The following is a 13502-nucleotide window of genomic DNA, read 5'->3' on the forward strand; positions in this document are numbered from 1 at the left end:
AATGAACGATAAGGAAGCTAACAACTGTTAGCTTCCTTATTTTATGGAAAGGGATGAAACCATTTGGTTTCATCCCTTTCTTTTTACTATAAAAATGGAGGGAACATCATGAAAGAATATAAAAGAATATTGTTACCGTTACAGAAAGAAAAATTATTAGTAATAGTAGCTGTATGTAGTGGATGCTTTGCTGCTATTTTAAATTTATCTCGTCCACTATTCATGGGATTAATTGTAGATAACCTTATTCAACGAGAGTTAAAGGAGGCGTATCTTTACATTACTCTGTTTGCAGCTAGCCGCTTGTTGATGTGGGTGAACAATCTTTCATTTGATTATGTAAGTTCAAAAGCGAGTCAGCGAATATTACGAGAGAAGCGTATAGAGGTATTGCGTCATTTCTTCTCATTACCGTTTGAAGAGAGTGAGAAGATTAAGGGAGGAGAGTTAGAGACATTAGTCGTGTCTGATATTCCGAACTGGGTCAGATTATATGGATCCATATTAATAGAATATATACACGCTATTGCCCAATTTATTGGTGCACTCATAGCACTACAACATATAGATATGCAGTTCATATTGTGGGTAACTCCGTTTTTATTTTTAAGTGCAACGGTTCCGATGTTGGCGGGAAAAAAGGTAAGAAACATTGCAAGCATTGCTCAAAAGAATCAATCAAGTGTTGTAGAGATGGTGTCACAGTTTGTAAAAGGAGCACAAGATTTACGTAGTTTGCAAAAAGAGAGCTGGGCAATTGGCTTATTTAAAGGAGTGACAGTAAAATCTTATAAAGCAGAAGTAAAGAAGACGATGATGCAACATTGCATTGGAGTAGTTGGAACAGTGATTGAAACAGGAGCATATATCGTTGTTCTCATTATAGGTGCGCAAAAAATAATGCAGGGCGAAATGGAAGTTGGTTCACTTGTTGCAGTGTTAGCTACAATAGAGATGCTCTTTTTCCCTGTCCGCTATGTGGGAGATTTATTAATGATGACACAAGTTGCAGTTGCTTCGGCAAGTAGAGTTTTCTTCTTTTTAGATAAACGAGTGGCAAATAGTCATGTAGAAAGAGCGATGGGGATGACGGTAACGAATGTTTCATTTCAGGAGAGTGATGAAGAGAAATGTAGGATAAAAAACATTGATTTGCAAATTAATCCTGGTGAACTCGTTATGATTGTGGGAGAAAGTGGTGCAGGAAAGACGACGATTTTAAAATTAATGACAGGTTTGTATAAACCATCTAACGGTAGCATTGTTTATTATGGTAATGAGGCTCGTATGGCTACAGTGTGGCAAGAACCTCGTTTCTTTCGGACCACAGTAAAAGAGAATGTGCATTTCGGAGAAGAGTATTTAGAAAATCAATTAGAAAAAAATATTGAACTTGTAAATGTGAAATCGATTATTAGAGATTTATCAGAAGGGATTGAAACTGTACTACATAAAAGCGGTGAAGAGTTTTCGGGAGGGGAAAGGAAACGTCTTGCATTATTACGTGCCATTGTTTCAAATCCGAATCTTATTATTTTAGATGAACCGACTGCGGGATTAGATTCGAGCAATCAAGAAACTGTTTGGAATATGATAGAAGGATTAGGAAGAGATGTAACACGAATTGTGGCAACACATGATGTAGAGAAAGCGATACTAGCAGATCGTGTTGTCATAATGAGAGAAGGAAGTATTGTTGCATGTGGAAGTCCTGAAAAATTAATAAATAGTCATTCGTTTTGCAAGTGATGTGAATAAAGATAAGAGTACCGCTCTTATCTTTATTCAGCGTCATCTATTTGATACTCGATAGATTCCGAGTGATTCAGATCAACGTTAAAAGTAGCGGTCATAAGGAAAGTGGCAATTCCGAGGATTACAAAAAGGACGAATGAGATTAGAGAGACGTAGAGACAAATACGCCCTATTTTCTTTTTTTCAAGATCTTTACTAAAGAGTGAAATGATCCATGTAATAATACCGATTGGGTATAAAAGAAAACTAAGAATATATAATGTTATTTTTTCGAATGAATTCATAAACGATCCCCCTTTTGTTAAAGATTATATAAGAAAGTAAAAAGGTGAATGGGTCGATAAGAAGATAAGCGGCACTTCATTTGTTTTTCTAATTATATGATAAAAAGGAAAAAATTGCACTTTAAATAAGAATATTCTAATTATTTTGACTGTGAATATTTCCAAGCTTGTCCGTATAAGCTAAAATAAGGTATATAGTATTTGGGTAATTAGGTTAATAAGAAGATAAATACGTTAGGGTGATATAAAATGTGGCGGAAGCTTACGATTATTGTAGTGTTACTTTGTTTAGCGGGATATGCAGCTTATGAACAGTTTGGTAAAAAAGACCAGGCGGTACAAGGGGAGCAAGAAAAAAGTGAAGCTGCTATGAAAGAGATGATTGCAAGTAATGGTATTGAAATAGGGAAGAGTGCACCAGACTTTGCATTAACGAAGTTAGATGGAACGAATGTAAAGTTATCGGATTTAAAAGGAAAGAAAGTAATTTTAAACTTTTGGGCAACGTGGTGTGGACCTTGCCAGCAAGAAATGCCTGATATGGAAGCTTTCTATAAAGAACATAAAGAAAACGTAGAAATTTTAGCAATAAATTATACGCCTTCAGAAAAGGGCGGGGGAGTAGAAAAGGTAAGCAATTTTGCTAAGGAAAAAGGAATTACTTTTCCTATTTTATTGGACAAGAACATTGATGTGACAACAGCGTATAAAGTAATTACGATCCCAACTTCGTATTTTATAGATACGAAAGGTGTCATTCAAGATAAGTTTATTGGACCGATGACGCAAAAAGAGATGGAGAAAAGGGTTGCTAAATTAAAATAATGGTGAAAAGGTAGAGGTGGAGAGTTACCATTTCTGCCTTTTCTTTTTCACGTAGTGATAGCAGCATGTTATGATAAAAGAAATATAAACGTTTAGAGGTAAAGGAGTGTTTGGAGTGGGGAATATATCCTTACCGTTAGATTATGTTGTAATTGATTTTGAAACAACAGGATTTAACCCTTATAATGATAAAATTATTCAAGTCGCAGCAGTGAAATATCGTAATCATGAACTAGTAGATCAATTTGTTTCCTATGTGAATCCAGAGCGTTCAATTCCGGACCGAATAACGAGTTTAACAGGTATTACAAATTACCGTGTTTCAGATGCACCGACGATTGAAGAAGTATTACCTTTATTTTTAGCATTTTTACATACAAATGTAATTGTCGCTCATAATGCATCTTTTGATATGCGCTTTTTGAAAAGTAATGTAAATATGCTTGGGTTACCGGAACCTAAAAATAAAGTGATTGATACTGTGTTTTTAGCAAAGAAATATATGAAGCACGCGCCAAATCATAAACTTGAAACGTTAAAGCGAATGCTTGGAATTCGTTTAAGTTCTCATAATGCATTTGATGATTGTATTACGTGTGCAGTTGTTTATCAAAAATGTGCATCTATTGAAGAAGAAACAAACAGGAAATCGAATACGGAAGTACTTGATGAAACAGCAGTATATGAAGCAGTAAAAAAGATACTTGTACGAAATAAACGTGATATCGAATGGATTCGTTGTATGAATGTAGGAAGCTATGTAGACATAAAAGCTTTTTACCCAGTTATGAGAATAAAAGTAAGAGGGAGAAAGAAATATGTATTAACAGAGATATTAGAAGATGATGTGAAAGAAATATGTACGAGTTTAAATTGTGAACCCGCGTTAAAAAGTGAAGTTGGTAATACGAGAATTATGCTTAATAGCTTAGAGGATGTCCTGAAATTAGAAAGTTATATTTTAGGACAGTATGATTTCGTACTGCAAGCGCTAAGTGAGTATAAACAAAGTGAAATGAATGCAGATGAAAAGCTAAAAGAATATTTAAATATAATGGTATAAAAAACTCCGTGTACAAGAAGTTGTACACGGAGTTTTTTTAGGAGTACTAAAACATAAAATTTTCTTACAAATCTGATTAAAGAGTTTTTCATTTGCTCATACTATGTATAGTAAGAATGCGAAGGAGAGAGGGTGAACAGCATGAGAAGAAGTCGCCGTAAATCATTTGACGAACTTGTGAAAGAAAATAAACAACAATTATTAAGTGATCGTGATGCAATCGATCGCATTGAAGAGCGTATTGAAAAACGTTATGAAATGCAACTTTTTAAGCAAGCTGAATAATTCTTAACACTAGTACGATACTAGTGTTAAGGAGGCGATAGTAATGGGTAATCCGAAAAAGAATTCAAAAGACTTTGCACCGAATCATATTGGAACACAATCAAAAAAAGCTGGTGGCAATAAAGGAAAGCAAATGCAAGACCAAACAGGCAAACAACCGATTGTTGATAACGGTTAAAAAAGGGAGAATGTTGTCATTCTTCTTTTTGTGACGGATTTTTAATAGTCAAAAAGGGCTGACTTATGTCAGCCCTTTTTCGTAATCGTAAAATTTTCAACGAGTAAACGCCAATTTTGCGGGAATGGTAAGCCAATCTTCCAGTAACTAATACCGCCTATACCTTGTTCTTTCATTAAATTGAATTTGCTTTGAACAGACCGTGAATCTTCAAACCAAACTTCGTGTTGAACACCATTTTCATCAAAATAATTAAAATGAGGAGCTTGGGCTGTGAAATCATAACGAATAGGAACATTATATTTACGAGCTAGTGCAACAGCTGCGACAGAGCTAATTGCTTTTGCGGGTGGATTTCCTTGTTTAAATGGAAGCTTCCAATCAAACCCGTATAAATTTTGCCCCATCATAATTTTTTGGGGAGGCATTTGAGATTTTGCATATTGAAGTACTTCTTTCACCGGACCGATAGGAGAAATCGCCATCGGTGGCCCGCCCTGCCATCCCCAGTCATATGTCATAATGACGACGAAATCAACAATCTGCCCTTGCGCTTTATAATCGTGAGCTTCGAAAAATTTTCCCTTTTGATTTGAACTTGTTTTCGGTACGAGAGTTGTGCTCAATGTGTACCCGCTAGGTAAGCGTGTTTTTACATTTCGTAAAAAACGATTATACGCTTCGCGGTCTTCAGGTGCTACACTCTCGAAATCGAAATGAATGTCTTGCATGCCATATTTCTCAGCTGTTTGCAAAATGTTAGTAATAAATTTGTTTTGAATCGTTGCGTCGCGTAAAATAACCGATGTTAGATCGGCACTGAAATTACCATTTTCAATATTTGTAATAACGAGCATAGGGATTGTTTTACCTTGCGTTGCAATATTAGCGATTTTAGCTGTTTCAGTAGGTTCTTTTAATGTGCCATCTCTTTTTGCCTCAAAACTAAAATAAGCTAAGTATGTTAAGAATGGATTGATGGCACGTGTAGCATTAACTAAACTCTCTTTAATCGGTATAGTGGAAGGCTGTAAATAAGCGATGGATTCTACAGCTCGTTTTGTACCTTTTGGTACGTATAATTGTTGTCCGACATGGAGAATAGATTTTAAAGATAAGTTATTAACCTTAGCTAAACTAGCGAGAGGTACGTTATATGTTTGAGAGATTCGATATAGGCTATCGCCAGGCTGTACATAATAATTATTCCCTTTCGTATTAACGATTAGTGCCTGACCTACAACGAGTGTTTCAGCTGGATTTAGTCCATTGTCCTTTACTATTTCGTCAGGTGTTGATCCATACTTTGATGCCAAGCTATATACGCTATCACCGCTACGAACAGTTACAATTTGAATCATATGCTTGCTCCTTTCAGTAAAAGATTCACTGTTTTTATTTTATTTTTGATTTCACTGTATTATGATTAAATGTATGCAAGGTAGCAGAAGTGAAAGAAGGGAAGAAACAGTTAGTGTATATCTACAAAAATATATAATTAGTGATAAAATATTTGTAGATGAAAAATTGTCGCCGGGGTAAAGTAGTTTCATGGGATGAAAAATATGAAAGTATATTCAATTGGTGATTTTGCAAAAAAGGCAGGTAGGATAGAACAAACTAGTTGCCATCTTCAAGGGAAAATAAGCTAAGAAGATGGTTAAGGGGTTGCTGGAAAATGATGCTTGCGAAGAAAGTGAGAATCAAGCCGAATAAAGAACAAGAATTGCAACTTTGGAAATCTGTTGGTACGGCAAGATGGGCTTATAATTGGACACTGGCGAAGCAAGAAGAGAATTACAAGAATGGCGGAAAGTTCATATCAGACGGTTTTTTACGGAAAGAATTAACTGTATTAAAGCAGACTGAAGAATATGCTTGGTTGTACGATGTTTCAAATAATATAGCCAAACAAGCGATTAAAGATGCTTGTGAAGCATATAAGCGATTTTTCAAGGGACTGGCTGATAAACCACGATTCAAAAGCAGAAGGAAAGCAAACCTCTCTTTTTACAATGATAATGTCAAGTTAAAAGTAAAAGAAAAACAAGTTTTGATTGAGAAAGTTGGTTGGGTAAAAACATCCGAAAAGTTACCTGTAGGGGTTAAGTACTCTAATCCACGCATTAGCTTTGACGGTAAGTATTGGTATTTGTCTGTCGGTATTGAACAGGAGTTTACAAAAGAGAAGTTAACGGCTGTTTCGTTAGGAATAGATATTGGAATCAAAGAATTAGCATATTGTTCTGATGGGCAGAGGAAGAACAATATCAACAAAACAAAAATGGTAAGACAGGCAGAGAAACGCCTTCGTAGGTTGCAACGTCAAGTTTCTCGTAAATATGAAATGAATAAGGAGGGAAACCGTTTTGTCAAAACAAGCAACATTATAAAAATCGAGAAAGAGATACGACAACTACATAGAAGGTTATCAAATATCAGAAAGAATCATCTTCATCAATCCACGAGCGAAATTGTGAAAACCAAGCCATTTCGCATTGTGATGGAGACGTTGCATATGAAAGGTCTGCTGAAGAATAGACACCTAGCTAAAGCGATTGCGAAGCAGTGTTTATATGAGTTCAAAAGACAAATTCAATACAAGTGTGAAAAATATGGTATTGAATTTGTAGAAGCTGATACATGGTATCCTTCTTCAAAAATGTGTTCCAGTTGTGGAAGCATCAACAAAGAACTAAAACTTTCTGACCGTGTATACAAATGCACTTGTGGTCACGAAATGGATAGGGATTTAAATGCGGCTATCAATTTGTCACGGTATGAATTAGCCAGTTAACATCTAAAAAAGTTACGGCTAATATGTAGGATTCGTTGTATCCGAATTTACACCCTCGGAGTGTTACATCAAACGAAAGTAGCTTCTGTGAAATCGGACACGTAGAACAGGGAAATAAACAAAATTTATAGATTTTTATAAGTTTATGGCAACGGCGAATACATATGTTTGTAGCAGAACATGAAGTTGAAATCCGTTATGCGGAAACAGATCAAATGGGTGTTGTTTACCATTCAAACTATTTGGTGTGGCTTGAACTAGGTCGCACGAAACTTATACAAGATTTAGGATTTTCATATGTTGAAATGGAGAAAGAGGGAATTATTTCTCCTGTGTTAGATTTGCAAATTTCATATCGTAAAGCGATGCGTTACGGAGAAAAAGCAATTGTGAAAACGTGGATTGATACTGTTAGTCCGCTTCGCGTTGTATATGGTTATGAAATATATAACGGTGAAGGTGAACTTTGTATTACTGCAAGTACGACGAATATTTGCGCGAAAAAAGAAGGGTTCAGGCCCGTATCATTTAAAAAGTTATATCCTGAGTGGTATGCGAAATATGAGGAAATTAAGAAAAAATAAAAAAGCGTGGCAGAAGCCACGTTTTTTTATTTTTCATAATTAAATTGCGGGAAATCATCACCGTCGTTAAATGTAACAGATAAATTATGTCCATCGAAGAACCACTCATCATCGCCTTCAATAAAGAAGTTAATACCTTCTTCTTGAGTTTGAACAGCAGGATGTGCAGGATCATCTTTACGAATACCTAAAGAAAGTCCTTTTTGCACAGTACTGCAACCGCCGTATTGTACGAAAAGGCGTAGTGTTTCACCCGATTGTAAGTTTAATTCGTTTTTATACCATTGTGCTGCTTCTTTTGTTACGGAAAGATTCATGTATAGTTCCTCCAAATTATGTTGCTTTTTCTTTAGTATAAAAAATAACGCAAAAAGACGCTATTAATATGCTTCACGTTTTCTTTTTGCGTTATGTGGGTTACGATCTTATTTTTGCTTTTTTGAAAAGTTTGCTTTCGGTTCAGTTTTATTTATAATTCGTCCGATATTTGCACGGTGTTTATAAATAACCATACCTGCTAATAAACACATCGCAATAATGAAGATTTTATCCCCGCTAACAATGGATGCAATAACAGCAACGACGGCTGTTACCATAGAAGAAAGTGATACGTATCTTGTTGTAAATAAAAGGCTGAAAAAGACAACAGCTAATATTGCAAAAACAACTGGAGAGTAGCATAATAGCACGCCAGCAGAAGTTGCAACAGCTTTACCACCACGGAATTTCGCGAAAATCGGATACACATGTCCAAGAACAGCTGCTAATCCGAACCATAGTGGGTGAACATCTAATCCGAAAATAATCGGTAGACTTGTTGCTAATGTACCTTTTAAAATGTCAGCAATTGTAACGATAAAACCTGCTTTTTTCCCTAGTGTGCGGAATGTATTTGTTCCGCCTAGATTACCGCTTCCGTGCTCACGAATATCGATTCCGTAGCCGATTTTTCCAACGACTAGTGCGAATGGAATCGAGCCAAGTAAGTAGGCAACGATAAATAAAAGATATGTAGTAACCATAAGTTCAGTCTCCTTTATTCAAATGTGTTGATAAAGGGTAAAAAGAGTTTTTCCCGTATATTGTACCATACATTTGTAAAGAGCACATTTCTTTTTTGTAAATGAAAAATTCATTATTTCGTGAAAAAAATTTCACAGGAATGTTACATTTCTCACAGAAACATCAAGACTATATGTAGTAACATTTTAATCAAAAGACAACAACATATTGGTGGAGGGTTATAAATGTTACAACGAAATGTACGTGGAGAAGAATTAATGAGAGTGTTTGAAACGATTGTCCACGGTAGTGAGCAAGATTTAATGCAAGAAAATGCAAATGTAGATGGTCGCTCTCCAATGGGAGTAATGGGAACGTTCGCATCAGAGAGTGCGAAATATTATGCAGTTGAAAATTTATTGTCAGATCAAGTGAAAAAAGCGATAAATCAAAATATATTATATCCACATGACTTAGATTTTTATGCGACAGGAACGACGACTTGTTCGCAAATTCCGTTAGCGCAAATGCTTGCGAACGGTTTTCATACCGGACATGGGCATATGAGACAACCGCAGGATATTAAAAGTGCATTGGCTCTTTCGTCTATTATTTTTCAAGCGAATCAAAATATGCAGCACGGTGGTCAATCATTTGCACTCTTTGATATTGATTTAGCTCCATATGTGAGAAAAACAGTAGCGAGACATAAGAAACGATTACAGTCATATCCGCTTACGAAAGAACAAATAGAAGAATTTGCATGGAAAGAAACAGAAAATGATACGTATCAGGCGTGTGAAGCTTTCGTTCATAATTCAAATAGTATGCACAGTAGGGGCGGGGGACAAGTACCGTTTATTTCTATTAATTATGGAACAGACACATCAAAAGAGGGACGGTTATTAGTTAGACAACTTTTAAAAGCGACACAAGCTGGTCTTGGTAAAGGAGAAACACCAATTTTTCCAATTCAAATTTTTAAAATGAAAAAAGGTGTGAACTTTGAAGAATGTGATCCGAACTATGATTTATTTGAATTAGCGTTAGAGACAACGGCTGAACGATTATTCCCTAATTTTTCATTTTTAGATGCGCCATTTAATGCAGTGCATTATGACGGACGACCGGAAAGTGAAGTATGTTACATGGGATGTCGTACCCGTGTTATGTCTAACATACATGGAGAAGAAACGGCGATTGGAAGAGGGAATTTATCATTTACGTCTATTAACTTAGTGAAATTAGCGTTAATTAGTGGTTCAAAAGAAGCGTTTTTTGAAGCGTTAAACTATTACTTAGATTTAGGAATTAAGCAATTATTAGAACGATTTGAGTATCAATGTACGAAGCGAGCAAGAGATTTTCGATTTTTATATTCACAAGGTGTATGGCGCGGTGGAGAAAAGTTACAGCCTGAAGATTCTGTAGCATCTATTTTAAAGCAAGGGACGTTAAGTCTTGGTTTTATCGGTCTTGCGGAGTGCTTAGTAGCTTTAACAGGAAAGCATCATGGAGAAGATGAAGAATCATGGAAACTCGGGTATGAAATCATTTCCTTTATGAGAGATAAAATGGATAAAGCGACGGAAGAACATGAACTGAATTTCTCAGTAATTGCAACTCCTGCAGAAGGGTTATCAGGGAAGTTTGTGAAAAAAGATAGAGAAGAATTTGGTGTGATTAGCGGTATAACGAACCATAATTATTATACGAATTCATTTCACATCCCAGTTTACTATAGCATTCAAGCGATAAATAAAATTCGTTTAGAAGGACCTTTCCATGCCCTATGTAACGGGGGACATATTACGTATATTGAGCTAGACGGAGCAGCTATGCATAACAAACAGGCGTTAAAACAAATTGTACGAGCGATGGCAGATCATGGCGTTGGATACGGTTCAATTAATCATCCTATTGACCGTTGTAAGTGCTGTAGCTATCACGGAGTTATCGGAAATGAATGTCCAAGCTGTGGAAATGAAGATGAGGCCAATATAGAAAGAATTCGACGTATAACAGGTTATCTTGTAGGAGATATGTCGAAGTGGAATAGTGCGAAACGTAGTGAAGAGATGGATCGGGTGAAGCATAAATGAAAGTGATGAACATCATTCATGATAGTGTAGTAGATGGAGAAGGGTTGCGGACAGTCGTGTTTTTTGCGGGCTGTCCGCATCGTTGTTTCGGTTGCCATAATCCGAAATCGTGGAATATTTGTAATGGAACTGAAATGACAGTAGAAGAAATTGTGAAAGAGATTGCAAGTAATACATTAACTGATGTAACATTTTCAGGTGGAGATCCATTTTTTCAAGCTGCTGAAGTGAAAAAAGTAGCAAAAGCTGTGAAAGACTTGAAAAAAAATCTTTGGATGTATACAGGTTATACGTTAGAAGAGATACAGAGTTCTCAAAATAATGATATGATAGAGTTGTTACATTATGGGGATGTTTTAGTCGATGGAAGATTTGAAATCGAGAAAAAAGATTTAACACTTCCATTTCGCGGAAGCTCCAATCAACGTATTATTCGATTGAAAGAGTAAAAAGGCGGGATAGATGATATGAATAAAACAGTATTACTTGTTGAAGATGAAAGAAGATTACGTGAAATCGTTAGTGATTATTTTCGTAATGAAGGCTTTGAAGTAATCGAAGCAGAAGACGGAAAAATAGCGTTAGAATTATTTGCAGAGCATGAAATTGATTTGATTATGTTAGATATAATGTTACCAGAAATAGATGGATGGTCTGTTTGCAGACGAATTAGAAAAGAATCAGCAGTACCAATCATTATGTTGACAGCCCGTTCGGATGAGGATGATACATTACTAGGGTTCGAATTAGGTGCAGATGAGTATGTAACGAAACCTTTCAGCCCGAAAGTGTTAGTAGCTCGCGCGAAGACATTATTGAAACGTGCGGATGGCGTGGTAGGAGTAGCGGAAGAAAATGCTATGTCCTTGGCTGGAATAGAAGTAAATCGTCTATCTAGAACTGTGTTAGTAGATGGAGAAGAAATTATATTGACACATAAGGAATTTGAACTTCTTGTTTATTTAATGGAGAACAAAGGAATTGTGTTGTCACGTCAACATTTATTAGATCAGTTATGGGGATATGATTACTACGGTGATGACCGAACGGTTGATACTCATATTAAAAAACTACGAAATAAGCTAGGAGATAAAGCGAAGCATATCGGTACTGTTATTCGAGTTGGTTATAAATTTGAAGAATAACCTTTAATTTACTATGCGCTTTGGCTTTGGGATATAGCAAATTTATACTCTCTTTTGTAGGTGGAATGTACAAAAAATACTTTTCTTGTCTACAATGTTAGATAAGAGTATTTTTTTAATTGGATTTCACGATGAGTTCACAAGAAGGACACAAAACGTGACTATACTGAAAATACGAATTCACCAGAGAGGGGAAGTAAACATGGGATATTACGACGGACCAAATTTAAATGAAGAGCATAGTGAAACGAGAGAAGTGAGAAAATCAGGTAGTAAAAAAGGTTATTTTTTCACAGGTTTAGTCGGAGCTGTAGTTGGGGCTGTCACAATTAGTTTTGCGGCACCATATATGCCATGGGCTCAAAATAATGGAGCGGCTGTATCATCATTCAGTTCGGATTCAAAAGTTGAAGGTACTGTAGTTCCTGTTGTCAATAAAGCAAAAAATGAAACTGATTTACCTGGTATGATTGAAGGCGCGAAAGATGTTGTTGTAGGTGTTATTAATATGCAACAAAGTGTTGATCCATTTGCAATGCAACCGACAGGCCAAGAGCAACAAGCTGGCTCAGGATCAGGTGTTATTTATAAAAAAGCAGGAAATAAAGCGTATATTGTAACGAACAACCATGTAGTAGATGGAGCAAATAAACTTGCTGTAAAACTAAGTGATGGTAAAAAGGTAGAAGCAAAGCTTGTAGGGAAAGACCCTTGGTTAGATTTAGCGGTTGTAGAAATTGATGGATCTAATGTAAATAAAGTTGCCACTTTAGGTGATTCAAGTAAACTTCGTGCGGGTGAAAAAGCGATTGCAATCGGTAACCCACTAGGTTTTGATGGAAGTGTAACGGAAGGTATTATTAGTAGCAAAGAACGTGAAATTCCAGTAGATATTGATGGCGATAAGCGTGCAGATTGGAATGCTCAAGTTATTCAAACAGATGCAGCGATTAACCCAGGTAATAGTGGTGGTGCGTTATTTAACCAAAACGGTGAAATAATTGGGATTAATTCAAGTAAAATTGCACAACAAGAAGTTGAAGGAATTGGATTTGCTATTCCAATTAATATTGCAAAGCCAGTTATTGAATCACTTGAAAAAGACGGAGTAGTGAAACGTCCAGCTCTTGGAGTAGGTGTCGTTTCATTAGAAGATGTGCAAGCTTATGCAGTAAATCAATTGAAAGTACCGAAAGAAGTAACAAACGGCGTTGTATTAGGTAAAATTTATCCAATATCACCTGCAGAAAAAGCTGGTTTAGAGCAATATGATATTGTAGTATCATTAGATGATCAAAAAGTAGAAAATTCACTTCAATTCCGTAAATATTTATATGAAAAGAAAAAAGTAGGCGAGAAAGTAGAAGTTACATTCTATCGTAACGGTCAAAAAATGACGAAAACAGCTACTTTAGCAGATAATTCAGCTACAAAGAATCAATAATTGAAATAAAAGAAAGTCTCTTTCATATTGAAAGAGAC

At 35.9% G+C, this 13502-nt stretch carries 15 protein-coding genes; 11 read left to right on the top strand and 4 right to left on the bottom strand.

What is annotated here, in order from left to right; translation table 11 throughout:
• Positions 1-108 precede the first annotated feature (108 nt).
• Positions 109-1749 carry an ABC transporter ATP-binding protein gene (locus tag QEP67_RS09425; RefSeq protein ID WP_000666378.1) on the top strand — a complete coding sequence of 547 codons (1641 nt, stop codon included), beginning with the start codon at positions 109-111 and terminating at the stop codon, positions 1747-1749.
• Between the two features lie 32 nt (positions 1750-1781).
• Here QEP67_RS09425 and QEP67_RS09430 read toward each other — a convergent pair whose 3' ends face one another.
• Positions 1782-2039 carry a hypothetical protein gene (locus QEP67_RS09430; RefSeq protein ID WP_001083870.1) on the bottom strand — a complete coding sequence of 86 codons (258 nt, stop codon included), beginning with the start codon at positions 2037-2039 and terminating at the stop codon, positions 1782-1784.
• A 249-nt stretch (positions 2040-2288) separates the two neighbouring features.
• Here QEP67_RS09430 and QEP67_RS09435 point away from each other — a divergent pair, with 249 nt between their 5' ends.
• From QEP67_RS09435 to sspN, 4 genes are all read left to right on the top strand, one after another.
• Positions 2289-2864 (top strand): redoxin domain-containing protein, encoded by a 576-nt coding sequence (locus tag QEP67_RS09435; protein WP_000269058.1) that lies wholly within the window; start codon positions 2289-2291, stop codon positions 2862-2864.
• A gap of 115 nt (positions 2865-2979) precedes the next feature.
• A complete protein-coding gene (locus QEP67_RS09440; protein WP_000526918.1) occupies positions 2980-3927 on the top strand; it encodes a 3'-5' exonuclease in 948 nt (315 codons plus the stop codon).
• A 141-nt stretch (positions 3928-4068) separates the two neighbouring features.
• On the top strand, positions 4069-4212 hold the full coding sequence (locus tag QEP67_RS09445; protein WP_001254698.1) for an FbpB family small basic protein: 144 nt from the start codon (positions 4069-4071) through the stop codon (positions 4210-4212).
• Between the two features lie 43 nt (positions 4213-4255).
• Positions 4256-4390 (top strand): acid-soluble spore protein SspN, encoded by a 135-nt coding sequence (sspN, locus tag QEP67_RS09450; RefSeq protein WP_000527987.1) that lies wholly within the window; start codon positions 4256-4258, stop codon positions 4388-4390.
• A gap of 68 nt (positions 4391-4458) precedes the next feature.
• Here the strand turns inward: sspN and QEP67_RS09455 are convergent, their stop codons facing one another.
• On the bottom strand, positions 4459-5751 hold the full coding sequence (locus QEP67_RS09455) for a glycosyl hydrolase family 18 protein (RefSeq protein ID WP_000614853.1): 1293 nt from the start codon (positions 5749-5751) through the stop codon (positions 4459-4461).
• A gap of 317 nt (positions 5752-6068) precedes the next feature.
• On the opposite strand from QEP67_RS09455, the gene QEP67_RS09460 reads away from it, so the two are divergent.
• Together QEP67_RS09460 and QEP67_RS09465 are read left to right on the top strand one after the other, a co-directional pair.
• Complete coding sequence (locus tag QEP67_RS09460; protein ID WP_000978850.1) at positions 6069-7187, top strand: RNA-guided endonuclease TnpB family protein; 1119 nt, start codon at positions 6069-6071, stop codon at positions 7185-7187.
• A 164-nt stretch (positions 7188-7351) separates the two neighbouring features.
• The gene (locus QEP67_RS09465; protein ID WP_000495804.1) at positions 7352-7771 is read left to right on the top strand and encodes a thioesterase family protein; all 420 of its coding nucleotides are present in this window, start codon (positions 7352-7354) and stop codon (positions 7769-7771) included.
• A 26-nt stretch (positions 7772-7797) separates the two neighbouring features.
• On the opposite strand, the gene QEP67_RS09470 is transcribed toward QEP67_RS09465, so the two are convergent.
• Both QEP67_RS09470 and plsY read right to left on the bottom strand, forming a co-directional pair.
• Positions 7798-8088, bottom strand: a complete 291-nt coding sequence (locus QEP67_RS09470; RefSeq protein ID WP_001054449.1) for a HesB/YadR/YfhF family protein — start codon at positions 8086-8088, stop codon at positions 7798-7800.
• 108 nt (positions 8089-8196) lie between these two features.
• On the bottom strand, positions 8197-8793 hold the full coding sequence (gene plsY / locus QEP67_RS09475) for a glycerol-3-phosphate 1-O-acyltransferase PlsY (RefSeq protein WP_000258967.1): 597 nt from the start codon (positions 8791-8793) through the stop codon (positions 8197-8199).
• Positions 8794-9018: 225 nt separating this feature from the next.
• Here plsY and QEP67_RS09480 point away from each other — a divergent pair, with 225 nt between their 5' ends.
• The 4 genes from QEP67_RS09480 to QEP67_RS09495 all read left to right on the top strand — a co-directional run bounded on the left by QEP67_RS09480 (position 9019) and on the right by QEP67_RS09495 (position 13464).
• A complete protein-coding gene (locus tag QEP67_RS09480) occupies positions 9019-10875 on the top strand; it encodes an anaerobic ribonucleoside triphosphate reductase (protein WP_000941751.1) in 1857 nt (618 codons plus the stop codon).
• The gene (gene nrdG / locus QEP67_RS09485; protein ID WP_000867065.1) at positions 10872-11324 is read left to right on the top strand and encodes an anaerobic ribonucleoside-triphosphate reductase activating protein; all 453 of its coding nucleotides are present in this window, start codon (positions 10872-10874) and stop codon (positions 11322-11324) included. The genes QEP67_RS09480 and nrdG overlap by 4 nt, the downstream gene beginning before the upstream one ends.
• 18 nt (positions 11325-11342) lie before the next feature.
• On the top strand, positions 11343-12020 hold the full coding sequence (locus QEP67_RS09490) for a response regulator transcription factor (RefSeq protein ID WP_001044675.1): 678 nt from the start codon (positions 11343-11345) through the stop codon (positions 12018-12020).
• Between the two features lie 202 nt (positions 12021-12222).
• Positions 12223-13464: a trypsin-like peptidase domain-containing protein gene (locus tag QEP67_RS09495; protein ID WP_000542652.1), complete on the top strand. Its 1242-nt coding sequence runs from the start codon at positions 12223-12225 to the stop codon at positions 13462-13464.
• The last annotated feature ends 38 nt before the right edge of the window (positions 13465-13502 follow it).

It is taken from the genome of Bacillus cereus group sp. MS39, from assembly GCF_040448665.1.
GTDB classification, from domain to species: domain Bacteria; phylum Bacillota; class Bacilli; order Bacillales; family Bacillaceae_G; genus Bacillus_A; species Bacillus_A wiedmannii.

What these genes read in the sequence shown, in the direction of transcription:
- QEP67_RS09425 (WP_000666378.1), top strand. Translation starts at nt 109, where the DNA reads ATGAAAGAATATAAAAGAATATTGTTACCGTTACAGAAAGAAAAATTA.
- nrdG (WP_000867065.1), top strand. Translation starts at nt 10,872, where the DNA reads ATGAAAGTGATGAACATCATTCATGATAGTGTAGTAGATGGAGAAGGG.
- QEP67_RS09490 (WP_001044675.1), top strand. Translation starts at nt 11,343, where the DNA reads ATGAATAAAACAGTATTACTTGTTGAAGATGAAAGAAGATTACGTGAA.
- QEP67_RS09480 (WP_000941751.1), top strand. Translation starts at nt 9,019, where the DNA reads ATGTTACAACGAAATGTACGTGGAGAAGAATTAATGAGAGTGTTTGAA.
- QEP67_RS09445 (WP_001254698.1), top strand. Translation starts at nt 4,069, where the DNA reads ATGAGAAGAAGTCGCCGTAAATCATTTGACGAACTTGTGAAAGAAAAT.
- QEP67_RS09430 (WP_001083870.1), bottom strand. Translation starts at nt 2,039, where the DNA reads ATGAATTCATTCGAAAAAATAACATTATATATTCTTAGTTTTCTTTTA.
- QEP67_RS09470 (WP_001054449.1), bottom strand. Translation starts at nt 8,088, where the DNA reads ATGAATCTTTCCGTAACAAAAGAAGCAGCACAATGGTATAAAAACGAA.
- QEP67_RS09495 (WP_000542652.1), top strand. Translation starts at nt 12,223, where the DNA reads ATGGGATATTACGACGGACCAAATTTAAATGAAGAGCATAGTGAAACG.
- plsY (WP_000258967.1), bottom strand. Translation starts at nt 8,793, where the DNA reads ATGGTTACTACATATCTTTTATTTATCGTTGCCTACTTACTTGGCTCG.
- QEP67_RS09435 (WP_000269058.1), top strand. Translation starts at nt 2,289, where the DNA reads ATGTGGCGGAAGCTTACGATTATTGTAGTGTTACTTTGTTTAGCGGGA.
- QEP67_RS09460 (WP_000978850.1), top strand. Translation starts at nt 6,069, where the DNA reads ATGATGCTTGCGAAGAAAGTGAGAATCAAGCCGAATAAAGAACAAGAA.
- QEP67_RS09465 (WP_000495804.1), top strand. Translation starts at nt 7,352, where the DNA reads ATGTTTGTAGCAGAACATGAAGTTGAAATCCGTTATGCGGAAACAGAT.
- sspN (WP_000527987.1), top strand. Translation starts at nt 4,256, where the DNA reads ATGGGTAATCCGAAAAAGAATTCAAAAGACTTTGCACCGAATCATATT.
- QEP67_RS09455 (WP_000614853.1), bottom strand. Translation starts at nt 5,751, where the DNA reads ATGATTCAAATTGTAACTGTTCGTAGCGGTGATAGCGTATATAGCTTG.